Here is a 22,704-nt window from a genome sequence, read left to right as displayed (position 1 = left end):
ATAACAATGGATAATCAAATCGGCCCCACTATTATCCAAAAAGCCAGGCAGTTTTTCTGTAGAAACAAGCAATGGGCACATCAGAAAATGCTCACCTCCGTCTTCGTCGTCAGCAACTCAAGCGCTTTCATACCCATTACGGAATTGCCTTTCTTGTTCAATCGCGGACTCCACACCGCTACGGCATACTTCCGGGGGCAGATAGCAGCAATACCGCCTCCTACCCCACTCTTTCCCGGAAGCCCCACAAGGAACGAGAACTCTCCCGCCTCATCATAAAATCCGCAAGTCTGCATAATGGCATTCATGCGCTTTACCTGCGAAGAAGTCAGCGAAACGTTACCGAAACGGAACGCATGCGAGTGATCGGCAAAGGGAACGAAGGCCCGCGAAAGTTCCCGGCAAGACATCATAATCGAACACTGGCGGAAGTAAAACATCAACACCCGTTCGATATCATTCTTTATATTGCCATAATACTTCAACATATTGGCTATGGCGGCATTCAGATAGCCATGCTCGCGCTCGGAGGCGGCAATACGTTCATTGTACTGTATATCGGTGGTTCCGGACAACCGGCGGACAAACTCCAGATATTCTTCCTCCGGGTTTTCGAGATGGGAAAGCAAAACATCCGTCATCACCAAAGCACCTGCATTAATCAGCGGATTGCGGGGAATGCCCTTCTCTATCTCCAACTGAATAATAGAATTGAAAGCGCTACCCGATGGTTCTACCCCGATACGCCTCCACAACTTTTCGCCCTCGAACGAAAAACCCATAGCCATCGAAAACACCTTGGATATACTCTGAATGGAGAAACGCACATCACTGTCGCCCATGAAATACTCCGTGCCACGCATCGTACGCAAACAAATGCCGTAACTGTCCGGGTCGACCTTACAAAGCTCGGGGATATACGTAGCCGGTTCTCCTACCCCGGCGTACAGACTGATCTCCTGATAGATCTCTACCAATATCTGATTGTAGTTCATAGAATTCTTTTAAGTCGCCAACAATGTACAAATATACATTTTATATGCGAGCTACAATCAATCAGCCAAAAGATTTAGAAGCACACGCATAGCCTTCTTCATACAAAGCGGTTAGCTTCGTTGGGTTCTTCTCCATACGGTCAACCTCGATGGGCTTCTCGGGACGGATAACCCGGATCAGTCCTTCGTCTTCCATACGCTCCACCATATCGAGCTGGGCATTGTACAAAGCACCGCGGCGGCTCAGAGCTTCGCGCATTTTAGGATACTTCCGGTATAAGAAAGAAGGGATTTTCACATCCTTCGACTCCTTGCGGTAGCCACGGTTGCGGGTCAATACCACGACATTATTTGCGTAGCCATCCTGCATGGCGCGCTCCAGTGGGATAGAATCGGCAATACCGCCATCCAGCATCGGCACATCATCCACATAAGTCACCGGACACACAAAAGGCAAACTGCTCGATGCCTTCACGATATCAATAACCCGTTTCCTGCACTGTTTCTCTTCAAAGTAATTCGCCTCGCCCGTTACACAATTGGTCGTAACCATTACAAAGCGATGGGGCGATGCAAAATAAGCATCATAATCGTACGGCAGAATATGCTCGGGAAACTCATGGAACAAAAGGTCGAAGTCCATGATATTCCGCTTCTTGAATAAATGCCGCAAACCGATATAATTATACTTCTCCAACAAGTCGATATTGCTATACTTAGCCCGTCCCCGCTGGCCGGACATATACGACAATCCGTTACAGGCACCCGCCGAAACCCCTATGGCATAAGGAAAACGGATGTTATTGTCCATCAGGTAATCCAGTACACCACAAGTAAATACCCCGCGCATACCGCCACCTTCCAATACCAATCCTGTTTGTTCGTCAATCGTAATTCGTTTCATGTATTCCGTTATTTTTTATCTCTGATGATCAGCAACGAAGGAAGTTGTTGATTCAATGTTTCATCCTCGGCCAACATAGCATATATCTGCTGACTCATGATGAGAAGCCCATCTTTATCCGCATCCAGCAACATAGAAAGGTCCATAAACTTCCGCATAGTAACCTCACCCGCATACGGAGCCACCAACGAATCGACTGCATCCACGAAGCCTTCGTCATGAGTATCAAAGGTATATAATTGAACCGGAGTACCATTGGCAATGATAGATTGCAAGTAATGCAACATAAACTCGTCTACGCTACCCGCCAATACAAACGTTACCTTTCCCCGCCTGTACTCCCGGTTTACAAACACTCCCACCGGACAATTCACCTGATCAACCACCACACGCACCTTGTCGCGCAGCAGATGGAAGAACGACGAAGCACGCGAAGCGCTCTCCATAACTCCATATCTGCTACTGGCCCCCAGAAGAAGCATATTGGGGTTCTCGTGCCGGGTAAGCTGAACGATTTCCTGTTCCAGTTTATTCGTCACCTGATACCGCCTGTCTATTTGTAAGCCAAGCAATCCGGCCTCTTCATTCAATAGACTGAAACTTTCCTGCTCATAATGTTCCGCAGTCAACGGGCTCAAATCTGTTCCTAATGTATAGTGGGCAGCAATAACATGACTGTTTCCAAGCTGACGGCCAAACAGCAAATGATAGATATAGAGCAGATTACTTCCCGAATCGGCCCGCCCGAAGAATAAAAGCAACTTCTGCTTCAAAGACTCTTTGCTTGTTCTTCTTGCAAAAACCCTGTCGACCAAATGCAACAGCGGAGTAGTCATAAACGTAGTGACCAACGCCATGATAACCAATATAACGAAGATAGAAGGAGGCAGTACACCCATTTCATAACCAATATTCAAGGCTACAAGCTCCATCAGTCCGCGGGTATTCATCAGTGTACCAATCTTCAAACTATCTTTCCAACTCTCGCCCACCAAACGGGCAGCAATAGCGCAACCACCCAACTTACCGGCAACGGCCACAGCAATCAGGAACAAGCACAACCACCACAACTGCGGACTATTAATCAGTCCGATCTCCGTACGCAACCCCGTAAAAGCAAAAAACAGTGGAAGGAAGAAAACCAAAGCAATATCCTCCACCTTCTCCATCATTACCTTACGGAACCCCGTGTTGGGAGGCATTATAACCCCGGCCATAAATGCACCGAACAAGGCGTGTATCCCTAATATTTCGGTCGTCACAGACGAAACGACCAATACCAAAAGAATAAACCCCACAAAGTTTTTATTGATCACCTCCTGATTGGCATACTCTTTCCCTAATTTCTTAAGGAACGGACGCACCACGGCAAACATAATCACAATATAAATAATTGTCAGTACAATCGTATAAATGGCACTGGCAAACGTTCCCGCTTTGGCAATAGCAATAACCACGGCCAGCAAACACCACGCCGTGACATCATCATTGGCAGCCGAGGCTATGGAAAGTATCCCCACCTGACTCTTGGCCATATCCCGCTCCTGGATAATACGCGCCAACACAGGGAAGGCCGTTATACTCATAGAGATACCGATAAACAAAGCAAAAGGAAGAAAATGAGTCTGGCTGGAGGCGTACTCCTCGTAAATCCAATAGGAAGAAACGATACCCAAAAAGAAAGGAACCAGTATTCCGGCATGGCTGATCACCAGTGTTTCATTGATCTTGTTCTTCAACACACTGAAATCAAGCTCCATACCAATAACAAACATGAAAAGCACCAACCCGATCTGACTGATCAGTTCGAGGTTTGTTAATGATTCGGGAGGAAACAGAAACAGAAAGGCTTCGGGGAAGTATTTACCCAACAAAGAGGGGCCTAACACAATACCGGCAACGATCTCCCCAATCACCCCCGGCTGACCGATACGCTGGAACAAATAACCAAATATGCGTACAGCAATCAGTACAACAATAATCTGAATAAGTAAAGTGGCCAGCGAATGATGCAGATTGCCCGACACCACCTCAAGAAACATATCGAAAGGTTCCGCCTCATGCACACCGGCACCACTAGCCGACATATAATGATCAAAGCGACTACCCTCTTCTATTGCACCATAAATGAGCCCACCAAACAGGATGAGCATGATGACATAGATCAGATAGTTTTTCTTTGTTCTCTGCATAACACGATTTTTCGATACCGTAGTATTCAGAAAACAAATTTAGTTAATATTTTGTTTGCGGCAAGGTGGCGGCAAGGTGCCGCTGCCAGTTTTAGCAATTATTATCTCTCAATCGGCAAAAGACAATATCTTCAATTGCTGCAAATCTTCCGGAGTAATAGAAAACTCCTGACCAGTTTCCAGCCGTTCGCATACCAACTCACCCACCCGGCGGGCATCATCAGGCGAAGCAAAGAAACGCTTCCCGGGAATGCCGGGAACGAACGGCTGCATAACAACCGTTCGTTCATCGCGCATAATCTTATATCCAAATTTATTTGCGTCTATTTCAAACACCTTAACCACATAGCCGGAATGCGAATTGTCCATGAAGAACTGATAGCCAACCGCAACCCCAATGACACAAACAAAAAGGATGATAATTATTCTATTCTTCTTCGAGTTCATAAGGCAAAAGTTCCCAGGTATCATCAAAATAGTAGCTGCTGCTTGCACCGGTTGTTACGAAACCTCTTGTTCCGGTAGAGAAAGCCACAGCCCCCGAGCGTCCGCTTCCTTCGAAAGGAGTAAAGTCTTCGTTATTCCAAAGATCTGTAGTAGGATCATATACCCAGTAATCTGTTCTATATCCGCCGGCTTCTCCGGTTACCAGATACCCTTTATTATCAATCACAAAACTTACGGCATGAGCGCGGGTGATAGTGGTATAGTCATCATCAAAATCATTATCATCATCATCGTCAATGATCTTACGTAAAGATGTCCAAGGCTCACTGGCCGACGGATCGAACTTCCATAAATCATTCACATAAGTACCATTATTAATACCCGTACAAATATATGCCGCATCGTTAATAACAAAAGCCGTACCTCCCATACGCTTAGTTCCGCCGAAACCATCTATCTTTTGCCATTGCGAACCAGCCGCCGCTGTAGGGTCGAACCGATAAAAGTCTTTCAGATAGTTATCATCGTATCCGGTACCCACATAGCCATAATTACCAATGGTGAAACTCAATGCATATTGGCGTGCGCCACCGGCATAATCATCTTTTTTCGCCCAACTATTGGCAGCCGGATCATACTCCCAGGTGTCGGCCAGATATTTAATATCCACCCAGTCATATCCTGTCGTGATGTATCCCTTTGAACCTATTGAAAAACCGGTAGCAGCTCTACGGCACGTACCCGCCTCATCGGGCATGGAGGCAAGCTGCGTCCAGTAATTACCACTTGTATTATATTCCCAAAGGTCATTCAGATATTCAGTTTTCTTTCCCGTATACCCGCCACAGATATAACCCTGGGTACCAATCGTAAAAGAGGCAGCACCACTACGGGTTTTGCCGTCAAAGTCGGAACGTTCATTCCAGACGCCGTAAGTATAGCTGTCGCTATCGTCCGTACACGAGCTCAACAATGGCAAAGAGGTACCCAGTAAGAAAAAACACTTTATTACATTCATTTTAAGCACTTTTATTTTCCACATAGTCTTGGCATTAATAATTTAAATAGATGCGCAAATGTAGAGGAGAAAGGTAGCAACAAGAAATAGAGTCGACAAACAGACTGATTTTATCTACCAAAAAAATGATGTCGGTAAAACCATCTGATTTGTCGATACTATTTGTCCGCCTAAGCGGAAACATCTTCTTTTGCCCATCCAAAATAGTATAAACCAAGCCAAATGAACTATAAAATCTTACGAATATTACTTCTATTGTTCTTTCCAATGGTAATTTCCTGCGTAGATGAATCATCAAATGTGGGAGGCAAGTGGGTAGACAGCTCGTTCCGGAATGTACTCACAGATACATGCACCGTCAGCCTAAGTACCATCCGAACCGACTCCATATCAACTTCCGGAGACACCATTTGCCAGATAGGTTATTACACAGACCCATACCGCGGGAAGATCAGGGGAGCTTTCATTTCAGAATATAATGTAGCAAACACCTCATTCAACGGTGAGATTGATTATGTATTTGATTCGATCACAGTTACTTTCAGAACCACAGGAGATTACCTGGGAGATACCCTATCCACCCAACACATATCTATCCACCGCCTTATTGAAAGTGTCGAATTGGTCGATAACGAATACCTGTACAATACATCTTCCATTAAATACGAGGACACGCCACTTGCTACCCATTCTTTCCAACCGAAACCCAAAAGAAAAGACGACTTTGAAGTACGGCTACCCGATGAATTCGGAAAAGACTTCCTTGACTTATTAGTCAAAGAATCTATGCATTTCGATTCACAGGAACGCTTCCGGCTATATTTCCCGGGGCTTGCCATCGTTCCCTCTACAGATGATAAATGCATTACCGGCTTTGCAGTTAACGACTCAAGCATGTGCATCACCATGTATTACCGGCAGATCAGGGAAACAACAACAGAGCTTACCTTGAAATTTACTCCACATTCCAGCCTTAGGTTCAACCAGGCCAGTCAGGACTTTACAGATACCCCTTTTGAGGGCATAAAAGCAGGAGCAGGTGACGCCATGCTATCGTCTAGAAGCGAGAATATGAGCTGTTTGCAAGGGCTAAGTGGAGCATATACCAAAATAGAATTTCCCTACCTGAATAACTTGCTGAAAGAAGGTGAACTGGTAACAATAGAAAGCGCGGTGCTTTATCTATATCCCGTACGACACGCGTATGGCGATCAGGCTCCGCTCCCCGAGACGCTTACGCTATATACTGCCAATGAAAAGGATGTAACCGAGGGTGTCATTACCGACTCCAGCGGAGAGGCTTTGCAGGATGGTAGCCTGGTTAAAGATGATATCACAAATAAGGATGCATATTACTCGTTCGATATTACTTCTTTTATGCAAACCAATCTGGGAACGTTTGGAATATACCGCCAGAACCTGATGCTGATGCTACCAGATGACAAATTCCTCACTACCGTAGAAGGACTGATCCTGGGCGACAAGGACCATCCGACGAATAATGTTAAGATCCAAATACTTTATAAGGCCTATAACTAATGAAAAGAATAGTTCTCCTCTCTATAATCATCCTGGTTAGTTGCCGGATGAATGCTCAGAATACCACAAACTCACCCAGTTCGATGTTTGGACTGGGAGACTTATCAACCGGCGAGGGTGGTTTATACGCCGGAATGGGTGGGGTAAGTATGGCGCTCCGTTCATCTAATTTCCTGAGTACAGCGAATCCGGCTTCATTAACGGGAATCGGCAGTCAGAAGATATTGTTCAATGTTGGGGTTATGGGGGCAATTAAAGAATACACGCAATCCAATACCTCAAGTACTTCGTTTGTGGGTAATGTAAGTAATGCGGCAATAGGGTTCAGGATACTTCCTAAATGGTATGGGGCGGTATCATTATCGCCTGTAAGTAGTGTGGGCTACTCCATCAAACTGGATCAGGAGGTCGAAGGAAGTCCGGGAAGCACCATTTCATCGCAGTTTGAAGGTGAAGGGGGAATATCTAAAATATCATTCAGCAATGCTTTCATGTTGACAAAGCGCTTATCGGCAGGGGTGAACCTCTCCTATATCACCGGAGATGTTACTCAGAAAGAACTCCAGGGAAGTGCAACCATTCAGGAGAAATCAGAAAAGCGGGCGGTGTATGCCGACTTCGGATTACAGTATCACTATTCATTAAGCAGGGATCGTTCTGTTACTCTTGGGGCTGTTTATGGGTATTCGCAACGCCTGGCACAGGATAATAGCATTACGGTCAGTAGTAGTTCAAGCAATGAATACATAGATGAGGAACAACGTTCGGTGAAACAATACTTGCCGGCTTTCTATGGTTTCGGGGCGGCATACAGTTCTTTACGTTGGATTGCCACTGCGGAGTATAAGTACATGGACTGGAGCAAAATGAAGTCGGTACAATCGGGCATTAGATATGATAACCAACATAAGATATCACTAGGGGCAAGCTATACGGTGGGTAATGTATATAAGCTACCTAAACAAATTATGCTTGGCGCAGGGTATTACGATTCTTATGTGGTGATAAAGAATGAAAAGCCACAGAACTTTTACGTCAGTGCCGGTATGGCATTTACCATGCAGAACAGCAGTACTGTATCTTTCGGAGTTAAATACAACGATCAGTTCAATGTGTCGGCAAGCACACAGAAAGAACGGATGTTCTCTCTCTTTCTGAATGTCGCCTTTAGCGAAAGATCATACAGGTTCAAACTAAAATAAACGGGCGGCAAGGCGGCGGCAAGGTGCCGCTGCCAGGTTTCCGTGCGGGCAGCAAGATGCGACAGGCAGTTTCCATGCGGGCGATAACTTTGCATTACTACTATGATATAATTCAAGAATTTCTTGTATCTTTGATGCATAAAAATAACTTTTAAGAGATATATAGAATGAGAAAAGTAGTACTAATGTTTGCTTTGAGTGCATTTGTTTGGAGTGCCTCAGCACAAGAGAAAGACACAGAAGGATTTGTATTTACTACGGTGAAAGAGAATCCGATTACTCCGGTAAAGAATCAAAATCGCTCAAGCACCTGCTGGAGTTTCTCTATGTTAGGCTTTGTTGAGTCGGAACTCTTACGACAGGGAAAAGGCGAGTATGATTTATCCGAGATGTTTGTTGTTCACCATACCATGATAGACCGTGCCGAGAGATACGTTCGTTTACACGGAGACAACTCTTTCTCTCCCGGAGGTAGCTTCTATGATATACTTTTCTGCATGAAGAACTACGGATTGGTACCACAAGAGGCGATGCCGGGTATTATGTATGGCGATTCACTACCGGTACACTCTGAACTGGATGCTGTGGCAGGAGCTTACGTAAATGCCATTGCCAAAGGTAAACTACAGAAACTGAGTCCGGTATGGAAGAACGGATTAAGTGCTATCTATGATACTTACCTGGGAGCTTACCCGGAGAAGTTTACATATAAAGGAAAAGAATACACTCCGCAGACTTTTACCCAATCGTTGGGTCTGAATGTGGATGATTATGTATCTCTGACTTCATTTACACACCATCCATTCTATACTGAGTTTGCTATCGAAATTCAGGATAACTGGCGTAATGGCAATTCGTGGAACTTACCACTGAATGAGTTTATGGCGGTTATTGATAATGCAGTGAACAAGGGCTACACCGTGGCATGGGGAAGCGATGTTAGTGAAGTTGGATTCACCCGCGACGGAATCGCCGTACTCCCTGATATGGCACGTACCGACCTGACCGGCTCTGATATGGCACGCTGGACCGGCCTGACTGCTGATGATAAACGCAAAGAAGCTACATCAAAGCCGGGACCCGAAAAAACAGTTACCCAGGAAATGCGTCAAACCGGCTTTGATAACTGGGAAACAACCGACGACCACGGAATGTTGATCTATGGTATTGCCAAAGACCAGAATGGTAAGGAATACTATAAGGTTAAGAACTCATGGGGAACCAACAACAAATACAAAGGAACCTGGTATGCCTCAAAAGCATTTGTTGAGTACAAAACAATTAATATTGTAGTACACAAAGATGCTATTCCAAAAAGAATTTTGGAAAAGTTGAAAGTTGAAAATTGAAAGTTGAAAGTGACCATGCGGAGAGAAAAAACTAATCCGTATGGTCACTTTCAACTTTCAATTTTCAACTCTTCACTTCCCCACACTCATCTTATTGATATATTCCAGGAAGCGATCTTTGTAGTTATCGCCCACCGGAATATATACATTGTTCCCGAAAATGATACGCAATCGGGAAATCTCCGTAATCTTCTGTAAGTTAACAATATATGAACGATGCACACGCATGAATTGACTGGCGGGCAGGCGCTCTTCTATTTTCTTCATGCTTAGTAGTGTCATTACAGGTTTATCCTCGCCTTCAACGAAGATACGGACATACTCACTCATCCCTTCAATGTACTTGATTTCGGAGATGTTAATTCGGACCACCTTGTAATCGGCCTTTACAAATAGTGAACCATCATTACTTAACTGTGTGGAATCACTTTCGGACACCTGCCGTAGTTCCATGTACTTACGGGCTTTGTCTGCCGCCTTTAGCAGATCATGGAAATCGAGTGGCTTCAATAAGTAATCGACAGCGTCTAACTTAAACCCATCAATTGCGTATTGAGGATAGGCGGTTGTGAAAACAACCAGCGGCTTAACAATCAATGAACGGACAAGGTCAAGACCGCTTAGATCGGGCATATTTATATCCAGAAAGATCAGGTCGACTTCTTTCTCGGACAAGACCTTCATTGCTTCAAAAGCATCCTGGCACGAGGCTACCAGTTCCAGAAAAGGAACACGGGATATATATCCGGCTAGCTGGCTAAGGGCCAAAGGCTCATCGTCAACAGCAATACATTTTATCATATAAGTGGAATGATTAATAAGACATTAAAGCTTTCGGGGCTTTCGTTGATCGAAAGCGTATAGTTATCGTTATACAGTAGCTTCAGGCGCTTTTGTATATTATCCAGTCCGATGCCGCGGTGCTGTTCTTCGCTTTTCCCGTTATTGGAATTGGAGCATGTAAACACCAGACTTTCTTCTTCGACCTGCATAGCGACGTAGATCAGCGAATCCGACCGGTAACTAACGCCATGTTTAAAGGCGTTCTCAATAAAGGATATGTAGAGCAATGGCGGAATCTCGATTTCGGGAGTATTTTCCGGCAAGGATACTTTCACGTTTACGGTTTCAATATAACGCAACTTCATCAGTTCGATGTAATTGCTCAGGAATAATACCTCGCGCGACAGGGGGATTGTTTTGTTATTCGCTTCATACAGTACGTAGCGCATCATCTTAGATAATTCAACGATTGCTTTCTTGGCTTGTGTTTTATTTATATCGACCAAAGCGTGAATGTTGTTGAGGGTGTTCATAAAGAAATGCGGATTGATCTGGTATTTCAGGTATTCCAGTTCCGATTGCAACTGGCGATGTTCCAACTCTTTCATCGCTTCTTCATCTTGCAATGATTTAAAAAGAAATTTGATTGCGATGTTGAATCCAATCATCAGGGTGGCAATCAATACGCGAAATATGGCAGGCATCAACATCAGGCCGATGTAGGGTTGCGGCCGCATTCCTCCCGGTCCTTCTTCTCTTGACCAGCGCGGTCTTCTGGAGGGTTGATCTTGTAGTTCTCCTCTCCTGGGTTGATCGTATTGTAGAGTATCCTGGTTCTGAAAGTCGGGTGCACGGGTAAATGAGCGTTCTCCCGGGAGTCTTTCGCGCCGTCCCATCATTTGTTCGGGTGTGCCGAAAGGAAAGCCGTCTATCGGACCTCTATGGAGGAGGGCGGTATCAAGCCAGATGAAGAGGGAGAGCGCCACCAGGACAGATATGGCATAGCGCACATATTTTTTACGAAGCAGGAAGTATGGCGCTAACCCAAAGTTATTTAAACAAAACAAGACGAAAAAGGGCAATATGCTGTAGAGCCACACACGGACAATAGCTGCCCAGTTAATTGTTTGATCGACTTGTGTATTCATTGCCCAATAGGCAATGACCAGGGGAGACAGAAAAACAATCAGCCAAATAACAACATATACTAACCGTTCTAATATGTATGGTTTACGCAATCGGATCATTCTTTCGGGATATCATCTTCTATACAAAAATAGAATTCAGATCCGGATATCTGAAATGTAATCGACAGACGTTTCGTTTTTATCGGCTAAACGGGGAGTTATGGCTCCCATCCATACGAATGGGAGGTGGTTATAGGGAGCGCGGTTATTTATTCTTTTTATAATATCTGACAACCAGGTAGTCAGGAAGGTAAAGATGGGGTTTAAGATTGAGAATGAGGGCATTTTAACCACCAAGTCGCAAATACAAGTAAAACCAGATCAAAAAGACAGCATTTGCCCCATTCTGATTACACGTAAACTTTTAAAAAACCGTCAATGAGATGTTAAAAACACGTCTTAGGCTTGCTTATGCAGTGTATTATTGATATTTGGAAGTGCCCCAGCGCGATAATTTCTACACTTGAGCCGCGTACTGCTGGCAGCACGCGGCTCAAGTATCAACAATCAAGCGCTCAAGTATCGACAGTCAAGCGCTCAAGTATCGACAGCACGCGGCTCAAGTGTTTAGCGTGTTTTAGTTTATAGATTTTTATTCTCTGGTTGGTCTGTTTTAAGCGAAGCAATTGAAGTGTGCATTTGCTATATTTATCTCAATATGCACAATTGTTTGAAACCCGTTTTATTACATTAAGGACATTTAGATAGCCAATTCCACAAATTCGAATCCTATTGATTTCCGCAAACCCAATTCTTTTGCCATTTTTCCTTCCCTTTCTGCCCCAAGCCCTGAATATGCGATTACCACTCCATTCTATTATCAAAATGTCATTTCTGTCAAGAAGTAAACGAAGCTATCTCAAGCATTCATCCTTAATAACTATGTTAAGCGATTTCCTATAACTTAATGGCATATCCTATACCCAGAATGTGCAGATTAGGATCATCATCCCTTACCGTCTCGTAGCGGTAATATACATTAAATGTACTTCTTTCATTCAATTTATACTCCGTGCCCAGAGTATAACGAATCTTATCCAACCCATTATTCTGCGGATCGTTCAACCGGTGAAACAACTCCATAGACGCATAAGGTTTGAAGGCAGAATTCTTTATATCATAAGCAAGTTGCAACCTCGAACGGAATATATCCGCAGGATTTGCACTCGTATCAGTGCCCGGCACACCCCGCTTATACGTATGCTGATATCTTTCGCGCAACGACAAGGTAAACACCTTCCACGTATACGAACCCGTTGCATACAAATTATACCGATGCCCCGTTTCCCATCCGCGCCTGACGTGGTTATAACGTATAAAAACATAATCGCCGCCAACCTTAAGAAAATTGCACACCTTGTATGACAAGCCCACCGTACCCGACCATCGGTCTATTGCCCCCACATCATCGCGAGTACGGACCTCCCCCTCCACCGAAGCCTCCAGTCCGGCAAACAAATTCTTTGTAGCACCTACCGATGTCCACACACCAAAGTCGTCATTCTGAGCACCCAGATTACCGGCAAATAACAACACGAGCGAAAGCAAAAATACACTTCTCTTCATCTTCTTTCCACTAATTACGCCGCCTAAGATAACGCTTAATTCTGTACAAAAACGGTAAAACAACATGTTTTTATCAGTAATTCCTTATATTTGCAGCCTCAAACCAAGAACCAACAAGATGAAAAAAACAGTATTAACTATCGTAGCCCTCCTGTGTTTATGCTTCTCTGTTACAGCACAAGACTTCTTTATCGGAGCCGATTTCGTTAGCAGTTACATGTGGCGCGGTATGAAGAACGGCAACGCCGCCATACAACCCACCATCGGACTGGAAGCCGGCGGATTCTCCATCTCCGCCTGGGGTTCTACCGAGTTAAAAGACGAAAACAACGAGCTGGACCTCACCCTGACCTATGAGTATAAGAACCTCATGTTCCACCTCAACGACATCTATACGCAGAACGACGACGAGAAATCAAACTACTTCAGCTACTCTCCACGTACCACCGGACATATTCTTGACGCCGGACTGATCTATACACTCAGCGAAAAGCTCCCCCTATCCCTCGGCTGGTACACCCTCATAGCCGGAAACGACTATAAAGAAAATGACAAAAGAGCATATTCCAGCTACATCGAACTGAAATACCCATTCACCTTTAAAGATATAGATTTTGAGATCGAAGCCGGAATCACCCCCTGGGAAGGCATGTACGCCGATAAACTGAATGTAACGAATATAGCACTGAAAGCAAGCAAAGAGATTCGCATTACAGATACTTTCTCCTTTCCCATATTCGGCCAGGCCGGAGTAAACCCATACGAAAAGAAGGCTTTCTTTGTGTTTGGAATCAGTTTATAAGCACAGAATTGCTCAAAAACCTTAAATATGTGCATTTTTTCGTTTCTATTTCTTTGCAGAACAAAGTGTTTGTTTAAATTTGCAGGCTGTTAGTTGAAACGACTATCAAAATACTAATACCAAATATAATTAAGAACATGAGTTTGAAAATTGTTGTACTGGCAAAACAAGTTCCCGACACACGCAACGTTGGGAAAGATGCCATGAAAGCTGACGGAACAATCAACCGTGCAGCTCTCCCTGCGATCTTCAACCCCGAAGACTTGAACGCTCTCGAACAAGCTCTTCGACTGAAAGACGCTCACCCAGGCTCAACCATCACCATGCTTACCATGGGACCGGGACGTGCAGCCGAAATTATTCGTGAAGGACTTTACCGCGGTGCAGACAATGGATACTTGCTGACCGACCGCGCCTTTGCCGGAGCGGATACACTGGCCACATCCTACGCCTTGGCAACCGCTATTAAAAAGATCGGTGATTTCGATATCATCATCGGCGGACGTCAGGCCATTGATGGCGACACAGCTCAGGTTGGTCCTCAGGTTGCAGAAAAACTGGGATTAACACAAATCACTTACACAGAAGAAATCCTAAAAGTAGAAAACGGTAAGATCACCGTAAAACGTCATATCGACGGTGGTATCGAAACAGTAGAAGGACCACTTCCAATCGTACTTACAGTAAACGGCTCGGCCGCTTCCTGTCGTCCGCGTAACGCCAAACTTATCATGAAATACAAACATGCTAAGACAGTTACCGAAAAACAACAAGGCGACCTGGATTACACCAACCTCTACGACAGATGCGACTACCTCAATCTGGAAGAGTGGAGCGTAAGCGATGTAAACGGTGATGTTGCACAATGCGGACTCTCGGGCTCGCCTACCAAAGTGAAAACCATCCAGAACATCGTTTTCCAGGCAAAAGAAAGCAAAACGCTTACCGCCGCCGACCGCGATATAGAAGACCTGATTGTTGAACTATTAGCTAACCATACGATTGGATAATTATGAATAACTTATTTGTATACTGCGAAATAGAAGAAGGAAACGTGGTTGATGTCAGCCTCGAACTTCTTACGAAAGGCCGTTCGTTAGCTAATCAGTTGAAATGCCAGCTCGAAGCTATTGTAATCGGAACGAATCTAAAAGATATTGAAAACCAGGTATTTCCTTACGGAGTAGACAAACTCCACGTTTTCGACGGCAAAGGACTTTACCCCTATACTTCACTTCCACATACATCCGTACTCGTTAAACTGTTCCAGGAAGAACAACCCCAGATCTGTCTGATGGGTGCTACCGTGATCGGCCGCGACTTAGGTCCACGCGTATCATCGGCACTTCACAGCGGTTTGACAGCCGACTGTACATCTCTGGAAATCGGTGACCACGAAGACAAAAAAGCTGGAATTACTTACAAAGACCTTCTATATCAAATCCGCCCTGCATTCGGTGGCAACATCGTGGCAACCATCATCAACCCCGAGCACCGCCCACAGATGGCAACCGTACGCGAAGGTGTGATGAAGAAAGAAATCCTTTCTCCTACTTATAAAGGAGAAGTGGTGAAACACGAAGTAAAAGACTATGTTTCCGATTCAGACTTCATCGTAAACGTAATCGAACGCCATGTAGAAAAAGCGAAGCATAACCTCAAAGGTTCGCCAATCGTAATTGCCGGTGGATACGGTGTAGGTTCTAAAGAAAACTTCAACTTATTATTTGACCTGGCAAAAGTATTGAACGCAGAAGTAGGCGCCAGCCGTGCCGCTGTCGATGCAGGCTTTGCCGATCACGACCGCCAAATCGGACAAACCGGTGTAACTGTACGTCCTAAACTATATATCGCTTGCGGTATCTCAGGACAAATCCAGCACATCGCAGGTATGCAGGAAAGCTCAATGATCATTTCAATCAACAATGATGCTGACGCTCCTATCAATACCATAGCCGACTATGTGATAAATGGAGCGATCGAAGAAGTTGTTCCGAAAATGATTAAGTATTATAAAGCAAATAGTAAGTAAGATGGCTAATTTTTATTTAGATACTCCTGAACTACGGCATTACCTCTCTCATCCGCTGATGAAGAGAATTGTTGAGCTCAAAGAGCGCAACTATGCCGACAAGAATAAATTTGATTATGCTCCGGTAGACTTCGAAGATGCAATAGACAGCTACGACAAGGTGTTGGAAATCATCGGAGAAATCTGTACCGAAACCATTGCACCAAATGCAGAAGGCGTTGACCACGATGGTCCGACCGTTGCAAATGGCCGCGTAACATATGCAGCCGGAACTACACAAAACTTGGATGCTACAACCAAAGCCGGACTGATGGGTATGGCTATGCCTCGCCGTTACGGTGGTTTGAACTTCTGTAATGTACCTTATATGATGGCTGCCGATATGGTAAGTAGCGCCGACGCAGGATTTGAAAACCTTTGGGGACTTCAGGACTGTGCGGAAACCATCTACGAATTCGCAAACGAAGACCAGAAACAACGCTATATCACCCGTGTTTGTGCAGGCGAAACCATGTCTATGGACTTAACAGAGCCTGACGCCGGTTCGGACCTTCAAGCTGTAATGCTCAAAGCAACATACAGCGAAAAAGATCAATGCTGGTACCTGAACGGCGTAAAGCGTTTCATTACCAACGGTGATGCAGATATTCACCTTGTACTTGCCCGCTCGGAAGAAGGCACACGCGATGGTCGTGGTCTTTCCATGTTCATTTATGACAAACGTAACGGTGGCGTTAATGTGCGTCGTATTGAAAACAAAATGGGTATCAAAGGCTCTCCTACTTGCGAATTGGTATACAAAAACGCTAAAGCAGAACTTTGTGGCGACCGCAAACTGGGTCTTATCAAGTACGTAATGGCTTTAATGAACGGTGCCCGTCTGGGTATCGCTGCACAATCCGTAGGACTTTCGCAAGCTGCTTACAACGAAGCATTGGCTTATGCTAAAGATCGTAAACAGTTCGGTAAAGCTATCATTGAATTCCCTGCTGTAGCCGAAATTCTTTCATTAATGAAAGCCAAGCTTGATGCTTCACGTGCCCTGCTTTACGAAACAACCCGTTTCGTTGATGTATACAAAGCACTTGATGATATCGCCAAAGAACGCAAACTGACTCCGGAAGAAAGACAAGAGCAAAAACTATTTGCTAAAATGGCCGATAGTTTTACTCCGCTATCCAAAGGTATCTCCAGTGAATATGCAAATCAAAACGGCTACGACTGTATCCAGATACATGGTGGATCGGGCTTCATGAAAGATTATGCTTGCGAACGTATTTACCGTGATGCACGTATTACTTCAATCTATGAAGGAACTACCCAGTTGCAAGTTGTGGCTGCTATCCGCTACGTAACAACCGGAGCATACCTGAACCGTCTGCGCGAATACGAAGCAATGGAAGTTGCTCCCGAACTGGAAGGCTTGAAAAACCGCCTGAAAGATATGGCAAGCAAATATGCCGCCGCTGTAGAGCAAGTTACAGAAGATAAAGATCAGGAATTACTTGACTTCTGTGCACGCCGCCTGGTTGAGATGGCTGCTTATACTATCATGGGCCACCTGCTTCTTCAAGACGCTACAGTGAATGCCGAACTGTTTGGAACTTCTGCTCAGGTATTCATTCGCTATGCCGAAGCTGAGGTGGAAAAACACATCAACTTCATCCGTAAGTTTGATAAAGACGATTTAGCTTATTACAGAAAGTAATTAAGCCAAGTCTCTTACAAAATAAAGCCTGACCTGTTTCATTATGGGTCAGGCTTTCTATATTAAGTACAATAGACAAATCCTTAATAAATGCAAACGAATCAAAACGCAAACAGAACATCAATGAACTACACGCCCCACATCACATCATAACATTTTTTCATGTTTCCTCATTTCTAAAAATAGTCAAATAATAACTAACGACATTTAATATCACGACTAAAGCATTCCTTTATTAAATATTATTCATTTTATTTGCATTATCACATCCCGATAAACAGTTACCAACCTTAAATATTAAGCTATTATGAGACTAAACTATTGGCTTCTAGTAACAGCTCTATTGTTCATCACTTCTCAGGCCCAGGCAGAGTCATGGATACGTATTAACCAACTTGGATACTTACCCGACTCCAGAAAGGTGGCAGTTTTCATGAGTGAGGAACAAACAAATCTTAATAACTTTGCTCTTATTGATGCCTTTACAGGACAGGTAGTACATACATTTACATCCCTTAAGCCATCCGGTTCCATTGGGCAAATGGCAGTAACCTATCGTTTAGACTTCAGTAACTTCAAGCAATCCGGCACTTTCTATCTTAAAGCCGGTCAGGCTAAATCGCCACAGTTTGCTATTAATAATCAAGTATATAACGGAACAGCCGACTTCTTACTAAACTATATGCGCCAGCAAAGATGCGGGTACAATCCCTTCCTTAAAGACAGCTGCCACGTACATGACGCCTACATCATCTACCACCCAACCAAAACCGGGCAACCTCTTGATGTGCGTGGCGGCTGGCACGACGCTACCGATTATTTACAGTACACCACTACCTCGGCTAATGCCATTTACCAAATGATGTTTGCTTATCAGCAGAATCCCGAATCATTTGGCGATGCTTACGATGCACACGGTCTACCTGGTGCAAATGGAATTCCCGACATTGTAGATGAAATTAAGTGGGGACTTGACTGGCTAAATCGCATGAATCCCGAGAAAGGCGAAATGTATAACCAGATAGCCGATGACCGCGACCATGCAGGCATGCGCCTTCCAAACCACGATAAAGTAGATTATGGTTATGGCCCGGGAGAAGGCCGCCCGGTTTACTTCTGTAGTGGCGAGAAACAAGTACGTGGACAGTTTATGAATGCCACAACAGGCGTGGCCAGTACAGCCGGAAAGTTTGCTTCCTGTTTTGCTCTAGGTTCGGAAATCCTGAAAGATTTCTATCCTGAATTTGCCAAAGAAATCGGAGCCAAAGCAGATGATGCTTATCAACATGGTGTTCAATTTCCCGGAGCTTGCCAGACTGCCTCAGTCAAATCGCCCTATATTTATGAAGAAGACAACTGGGTAGACGATATGGAATTGGGAGCTATGGAACTATTCAATAAAACAGGTGATAACAAATATCTGGATCAAGCTGTAGAATATGGCCGCCGCGAACCGGTAACTCCGTGGATGGGAGCCGATAGTGCCCGCCACTACCAATGGTATCCATTCATGAATATGGGGCATTATCAGATTGCCAAAGCCGGAGACAAACGACTCAGCGATGAATTTATCCGCAACATGCGGGCTGGCGTTCATCGTACCTACGAGAAAGCGGTCCAAAGCCCCTTCATGCATGGTATTCCGTACATTTGGTGCTCCAACAACCTGACCACAGCCATGCTCACCCAATGCCGGTTATACCGCGAACTGACCGGAGATAATACATACGAAGAGATGGAAGCTGCCATGCGCGACTGGCTCTTTGGCTGCAACCCTTGGGGAACGAGCATGATCGTAGAACTGCCTCTTTGGGGCGATTACCCGACACAACCGCACTCTTCTTATCTGAATGCCGGACTTGGGAATACAACCGGCGGCATTGTAGATGGGCCAGTATACACAAATATATTCCGCAATCTCCGAGGAGTAATGCTGGACGGCGGTGAAGATTACGCCCGTTTCCAACCCGGATTAATGGTTTACCATGATGGCATTCATGATTACTCCACAAATGAACCGACCATGGACGGCACGGCATGTCTTACCTACTATCTTTCTTCTTTGCAAAAAGACGGAATGAAAGCAGCAGGTACAACTACCGATAAGAACATATACAGAGACAATGGGATTGTACGTACCGACCCATCCAAAAAGCAGATCACACTTATATTTACCGCTGCCGATAAAGCAGATGGTGCAGATGCAATCATTAGCATCTTAAAGAAACATGGTATAAAAGGCGGTTTCTTCTTTACCGGAGATTTCTTCAATCTATACCCCGCAGTTGTACAACGACTTAAAGCAGAAGGGCATTATATTGGCGCACACAGTTATGGGCATCCGTTATACTGCTCATGGGAAGACCGCAATAAAACATTGATCAGTCGTGAAGAATTTACAGAAGACCTGATGAAGAATTATAAGCAACTCGAAGAAGCTGGTATCCCCTACATAGATGCTCCTCTTTTTGTGCCACCCTATGAGCATTATAATGCAGAAATATCAGCCTGGACCAAAGCACTGGGATTACAACTCATGAACTTTACAGCCGGCACACTGACCAATGCAGATTACACTACACCGGATATGAAGAATTATCGCAGCAGTAAGGAAATCTATGAAAAAGTAATGTCAGTGGAAAGTAAGGAAGGATTAAACGGGCACTTAATGTTGATTCATTTTGGAACAGATGACAAGCGGATAGATAAGTTTTATAACGGGCATCTGGATAGAATGATCAAAACATTGAAGAAGAAAGGATATTCATTCGTACCCCTACGAGAATCCGTAGGTATATAACTTGTAAGTTTTTAAAGGTTAGTTTATTTCATTCGGTATTTAGGGTAAAAGCACTGATTGTTTTCAGTGAATGATCACATCCCACCCCCAAGAGGATGTGAATACATGAAGAAGTCCGCACCTGTGAAGGCGCGGACTTTTTATCGGAATAACTCAAGGCATTGAATTATTTACTCGCATTCAATTCATGTATAAAAGCCTCTATATCCTGCTCTGTAGTATCAAAAGAAGTGACCAGACGAATCTCATTCGCCTCTTCATTCCAGAAATAGAAAAAATAAGATTGAAGCAATTTATCGATTACCGGGCGCGGCATAGTTAGAAACAACTGATTACTTTCTACTTTCTGCGTAAAACGTACTCCGGGGAAATCCTTTAGAACCTGATACAGTTTCATCGCCATTGCATTGGCATGCATTGCATTCTTCAGCCACAATTCATCCTTAAGATAAGCTGTAAACTGGCAGGATAGATAACGCATCTTAGATGCCAGTTGTGCAGACTGCTTGCGGACAAACAAAGCTTCTTCCTTTAAAGATGCATCGAAAATGACAACGCACTCTCCCATCATTAGCCCATTCTTTGTGCCGCCGAAGCTCAATACATCTATGCCGCAACTGACAGTCAATTCACGCAAGGAAAGATTCAATGCAGCACAAGCATTGGCAATACGGGCACCATCCATGTGTACACGCATTCCATATTGATGGGCCAATGTAGTGATTGCTTTTAATTCCTGCGGAGTGTATATCGTTCCCAGTTCTGTGCATTGGGACAAATAAATCACACCTGGTTGCGAATGGTGTTGATCGCCAAAGCCGTGTAGATATGGCATGATAAGTTCAGGAGTTAGTTTGCCATCTTCGGTTGCAACAGGGCGTATCTGGCAACCGGTGCTCTTAACCGGTCCTCCACACTCATCAACATATATATGTGCTGTTTCTGCACAAAGAATTGAATGATAAGGCCGTGTCATCAACTGTAATGCCACAATATTACTGCCTGTTCCGTTAAATACAAATACAGGTTCACAGTCGGGGGTAAAAGCCTCTTTTATTTGGGCTACGGCTTCTTTTGTCCACGGGTCATCTCCATAGCCTACTGCATGGTTTTTGTTTGCTTCTTGAAGCGCTTCCATCACCAACGGATGGACGCCCGAATTATTATCTGATGCAAAGCTTCTCATATTCACTATTTATTTTCCTGCAAAGGAAAACAAATCTTCGGGAAAAAACTATTCGTGTGTTGTTTTTCTTCTCCGCTTTCTCATCCAATAGTCAAATCCTAATAATATGAATACTAATGAAGCTATATACCAATAGAATGCAGCAAGTTCATCGAATGGTAGTTTCTCAATTTCAGGCAGATGATGCGTGAGATTAAATTCCATATAATCTACCACTACATAAAGACCAATACCCAGTAACGAAAGTGCACCAAGTATTAACGACATCCAACTGATAAACCTGCGGCGTTTCCGCTGCCTTTCTGCTTCCAGGCGGATACGGTTCATCATCCGGTAATTGAAATTCGATGGCAAACCATGGCCTGTTCGAGCTTCCAATGCTTTCTTTAAAGCAATATGGTTATCTTTCTTTGTTTCCATACTCATCTCCCATTCATTAACACATACAGTTTCTTGCGAATACGATGTAATTTGACTTTTACATTTACCTGAGTCCATGCAAATATCAACGCAACCTCTTCTATTGATTTTTCTTCATAATAGAATAAGGTGATCAGGGCTTTCTCATCTGCATTCAATAGCCCAATGGCATGAGACAGTTTGAGAAGCTGTTCTTCATTATCCGAAAGTATCATAATATGTTCAGCCTCATCATCCGATACATTATTAATCACACTTTCTTCTATATAAAAGCATTCATTCTTCTGCTTGCGTGTGGCCGATATTGCTTTATTATATGCAATGCGATACAACCAGGTAGAGAAGCTTGAGCCTCCACGGTAACTACCCAGAGACTGAAATGCTTTCAGGAAAACATCCTGCAATAACTCCTCCGTATCCTCCGGCGATGAAACAATCTGTATGATGAGCGAATAAAGAGGACGGCTATAGCGATCGAGAAAATAAGCAAATAGCTCCGTTTCTCCATTCAAGATCCTTTTTATACAGGTATTCTCATCTGTGTGTTTCATCATATCCAGTTAGACGCAGGTTC

19 protein-coding genes are annotated in these 22,704 nt (G+C 44.2%); 8 read left to right on the top strand and 11 right to left on the bottom strand.

Annotation, left to right across the window (positions count from 1 at the left end; translation table 11 throughout):
• Positions 1–80: 80 nt before the first annotated feature.
• The 5 genes from D0T87_RS12285 to D0T87_RS12265 form a co-directional block, all read right to left on the bottom strand.
• Positions 81–995 carry a glutaminase gene (locus tag D0T87_RS12285; RefSeq protein ID WP_163175429.1) on the bottom strand — a complete coding sequence of 305 codons (915 nt, stop codon included), beginning with the start codon at positions 993–995 and terminating at the stop codon, positions 81–83.
• A gap of 61 nt (positions 996–1,056) precedes the next feature.
• Positions 1,057–1,899, bottom strand: coding sequence for a patatin family protein (locus tag D0T87_RS12280; protein ID WP_203558679.1), 843 nt, complete (start codon positions 1,897–1,899; stop codon positions 1,057–1,059).
• Positions 1,900–1,907: 8 nt separating this feature from the next.
• Positions 1,908–4,091: a cation:proton antiporter gene (locus tag D0T87_RS12275; protein ID WP_163175428.1), complete on the bottom strand. Its 2,184-nt coding sequence runs from the start codon at positions 4,089–4,091 to the stop codon at positions 1,908–1,910.
• A 108-nt stretch (positions 4,092–4,199) separates the two neighbouring features.
• Positions 4,200–4,538, bottom strand: coding sequence for a DUF4907 domain-containing protein (locus D0T87_RS12270; RefSeq protein WP_163175427.1), 339 nt, complete (start codon positions 4,536–4,538; stop codon positions 4,200–4,202).
• Positions 4,519–5,556, bottom strand: coding sequence for a kelch repeat-containing protein (locus D0T87_RS12265; RefSeq protein ID WP_163175426.1), 1,038 nt, complete (start codon positions 5,554–5,556; stop codon positions 4,519–4,521). Before D0T87_RS12265 ends, D0T87_RS12270 begins: the two co-directional genes overlap by 20 nt.
• 222 nt (positions 5,557–5,778) lie before the next feature.
• Here D0T87_RS12265 and D0T87_RS12260 point away from each other — a divergent pair, with 222 nt between their 5' ends.
• From D0T87_RS12260 to D0T87_RS12250, 3 genes are all read left to right on the top strand, one after another.
• A complete protein-coding gene (locus D0T87_RS12260) occupies positions 5,779–7,095 on the top strand; it encodes a DUF4270 family protein (protein WP_163175425.1) in 1,317 nt (438 codons plus the stop codon).
• Complete coding sequence (locus D0T87_RS12255; RefSeq protein WP_163175424.1) at positions 7,095–8,297, top strand: hypothetical protein; 1,203 nt, start codon at positions 7,095–7,097, stop codon at positions 8,295–8,297. The genes D0T87_RS12260 and D0T87_RS12255 overlap by 1 nt, the downstream gene beginning before the upstream one ends.
• Before the next feature lie 167 nt (positions 8,298–8,464).
• Positions 8,465–9,646 (top strand): aminopeptidase C, encoded by a 1,182-nt coding sequence (locus D0T87_RS12250; protein WP_163175423.1) that lies wholly within the window; start codon positions 8,465–8,467, stop codon positions 9,644–9,646.
• A gap of 72 nt (positions 9,647–9,718) precedes the next feature.
• Here D0T87_RS12250 and D0T87_RS12245 read toward each other — a convergent pair whose 3' ends face one another.
• The 3 genes from D0T87_RS12245 to D0T87_RS12235 all read right to left on the bottom strand — a co-directional run bounded on the left by D0T87_RS12245 (position 9,719) and on the right by D0T87_RS12235 (position 13,182).
• A complete protein-coding gene (locus D0T87_RS12245; protein WP_163175422.1) occupies positions 9,719–10,447 on the bottom strand; it encodes a LytTR family DNA-binding domain-containing protein in 729 nt (242 codons plus the stop codon).
• Positions 10,444–11,676, bottom strand: coding sequence for a sensor histidine kinase (locus D0T87_RS12240; protein WP_163175421.1), 1,233 nt, complete (start codon positions 11,674–11,676; stop codon positions 10,444–10,446). The genes D0T87_RS12245 and D0T87_RS12240 overlap by 4 nt, the downstream gene beginning before the upstream one ends.
• An 837-nt stretch (positions 11,677–12,513) precedes the next feature.
• Positions 12,514–13,182, bottom strand: a complete 669-nt coding sequence (locus D0T87_RS12235) for a DUF2490 domain-containing protein (RefSeq protein ID WP_163175420.1) — start codon at positions 13,180–13,182, stop codon at positions 12,514–12,516.
• A 118-nt stretch (positions 13,183–13,300) separates the two neighbouring features.
• Here D0T87_RS12235 and D0T87_RS12230 point away from each other — a divergent pair, with 118 nt between their 5' ends.
• The 5 genes from D0T87_RS12230 to D0T87_RS12210 all read left to right on the top strand — a co-directional run bounded on the left by D0T87_RS12230 (position 13,301) and on the right by D0T87_RS12210 (position 20,524).
• Positions 13,301–13,984 (top strand): hypothetical protein, encoded by a 684-nt coding sequence (locus tag D0T87_RS12230; RefSeq protein WP_163175419.1) that lies wholly within the window; start codon positions 13,301–13,303, stop codon positions 13,982–13,984.
• A 137-nt stretch (positions 13,985–14,121) separates the two neighbouring features.
• Positions 14,122–14,994 (top strand): electron transfer flavoprotein subunit beta/FixA family protein, encoded by an 873-nt coding sequence (locus D0T87_RS12225; protein ID WP_163175418.1) that lies wholly within the window; start codon positions 14,122–14,124, stop codon positions 14,992–14,994.
• A gap of 2 nt (positions 14,995–14,996) precedes the next feature.
• The gene (locus tag D0T87_RS12220) at positions 14,997–16,016 is read left to right on the top strand and encodes an electron transfer flavoprotein subunit alpha/FixB family protein (RefSeq protein WP_163175417.1); all 1,020 of its coding nucleotides are present in this window, start codon (positions 14,997–14,999) and stop codon (positions 16,014–16,016) included.
• Between the two features lies 1 nt (position 16,017).
• Entirely contained in the window at positions 16,018–17,724 is a 1,707-nt protein-coding gene (locus D0T87_RS12215; RefSeq protein ID WP_163175416.1) for an acyl-CoA dehydrogenase family protein, read from the top strand.
• A 307-nt stretch (positions 17,725–18,031) separates the two neighbouring features.
• Positions 18,032–20,524 (top strand): glycoside hydrolase family 9 protein, encoded by a 2,493-nt coding sequence (locus tag D0T87_RS12210; protein ID WP_163175415.1) that lies wholly within the window; start codon positions 18,032–18,034, stop codon positions 20,522–20,524.
• 166 nt (positions 20,525–20,690) lie between these two features.
• On the opposite strand, the gene D0T87_RS12205 is transcribed toward D0T87_RS12210, so the two are convergent.
• Genes D0T87_RS12205 through D0T87_RS12195 form a run of 3 tightly spaced genes read right to left on the bottom strand, consistent with a single transcriptional unit; the run spans position 20,691 to position 22,681 of the window.
• A complete protein-coding gene (locus tag D0T87_RS12205) occupies positions 20,691–21,710 on the bottom strand; it encodes a low specificity L-threonine aldolase (RefSeq protein WP_163175414.1) in 1,020 nt (339 codons plus the stop codon).
• A gap of 48 nt (positions 21,711–21,758) precedes the next feature.
• On the bottom strand, positions 21,759–22,130 hold the full coding sequence (locus D0T87_RS12200) for a hypothetical protein (RefSeq protein ID WP_163175413.1): 372 nt from the start codon (positions 22,128–22,130) through the stop codon (positions 21,759–21,761).
• Positions 22,131–22,132: 2 nt separating this feature from the next.
• The gene (locus D0T87_RS12195) at positions 22,133–22,681 is read right to left on the bottom strand and encodes an RNA polymerase sigma factor (RefSeq protein ID WP_163175510.1); all 549 of its coding nucleotides are present in this window, start codon (positions 22,679–22,681) and stop codon (positions 22,133–22,135) included.
• Positions 22,682–22,704 lie beyond the last annotated feature (23 nt).

The organism is Bacteroides sp. 51, assembly GCF_010500965.1.
Taxonomy (GTDB): domain Bacteria; phylum Bacteroidota; class Bacteroidia; order Bacteroidales; family Bacteroidaceae; genus Bacteroides.
This window is presented reverse-complemented; position numbering and strand designations above follow the sequence as displayed.

What these genes read in the sequence shown, in the direction of transcription:
- D0T87_RS12215 (WP_163175416.1), top strand. Translation starts at nt 16,018, where the DNA reads ATGGCTAATTTTTATTTAGATACTCCTGAACTACGGCATTACCTCTCT.
- D0T87_RS12230 (WP_163175419.1), top strand. Translation starts at nt 13,301, where the DNA reads ATGAAAAAAACAGTATTAACTATCGTAGCCCTCCTGTGTTTATGCTTC.
- D0T87_RS12255 (WP_163175424.1), top strand. Translation starts at nt 7,095, where the DNA reads ATGAAAAGAATAGTTCTCCTCTCTATAATCATCCTGGTTAGTTGCCGG.
- D0T87_RS12240 (WP_163175421.1), bottom strand. Translation starts at nt 11,676, where the DNA reads ATGATCCGATTGCGTAAACCATACATATTAGAACGGTTAGTATATGTT.
- D0T87_RS12280 (WP_203558679.1), bottom strand. Translation starts at nt 1,899, where the DNA reads ATGAAACGAATTACGATTGACGAACAAACAGGATTGGTATTGGAAGGT.
- D0T87_RS12275 (WP_163175428.1), bottom strand. Translation starts at nt 4,091, where the DNA reads ATGCAGAGAACAAAGAAAAACTATCTGATCTATGTCATCATGCTCATC.
- D0T87_RS12210 (WP_163175415.1), top strand. Translation starts at nt 18,032, where the DNA reads ATGAGACTAAACTATTGGCTTCTAGTAACAGCTCTATTGTTCATCACT.
- D0T87_RS12250 (WP_163175423.1), top strand. Translation starts at nt 8,465, where the DNA reads ATGAGAAAAGTAGTACTAATGTTTGCTTTGAGTGCATTTGTTTGGAGT.
- D0T87_RS12245 (WP_163175422.1), bottom strand. Translation starts at nt 10,447, where the DNA reads ATGATAAAATGTATTGCTGTTGACGATGAGCCTTTGGCCCTTAGCCAG.
- D0T87_RS12265 (WP_163175426.1), bottom strand. Translation starts at nt 5,556, where the DNA reads ATGAATGTAATAAAGTGTTTTTTCTTACTGGGTACCTCTTTGCCATTG.
- D0T87_RS12225 (WP_163175418.1), top strand. Translation starts at nt 14,122, where the DNA reads ATGAGTTTGAAAATTGTTGTACTGGCAAAACAAGTTCCCGACACACGC.
- D0T87_RS12205 (WP_163175414.1), bottom strand. Translation starts at nt 21,710, where the DNA reads ATGAGAAGCTTTGCATCAGATAATAATTCGGGCGTCCATCCGTTGGTG.
- D0T87_RS12220 (WP_163175417.1), top strand. Translation starts at nt 14,997, where the DNA reads ATGAATAACTTATTTGTATACTGCGAAATAGAAGAAGGAAACGTGGTT.
- D0T87_RS12195 (WP_163175510.1), bottom strand. Translation starts at nt 22,681, where the DNA reads ATGAAACACACAGATGAGAATACCTGTATAAAAAGGATCTTGAATGGA.
- D0T87_RS12260 (WP_163175425.1), top strand. Translation starts at nt 5,779, where the DNA reads ATGAACTATAAAATCTTACGAATATTACTTCTATTGTTCTTTCCAATG.
- D0T87_RS12200 (WP_163175413.1), bottom strand. Translation starts at nt 22,130, where the DNA reads ATGGAAACAAAGAAAGATAACCATATTGCTTTAAAGAAAGCATTGGAA.
- D0T87_RS12235 (WP_163175420.1), bottom strand. Translation starts at nt 13,182, where the DNA reads ATGAAGAGAAGTGTATTTTTGCTTTCGCTCGTGTTGTTATTTGCCGGT.
- D0T87_RS12270 (WP_163175427.1), bottom strand. Translation starts at nt 4,538, where the DNA reads ATGAACTCGAAGAAGAATAGAATAATTATCATCCTTTTTGTTTGTGTC.
- D0T87_RS12285 (WP_163175429.1), bottom strand. Translation starts at nt 995, where the DNA reads ATGAACTACAATCAGATATTGGTAGAGATCTATCAGGAGATCAGTCTG.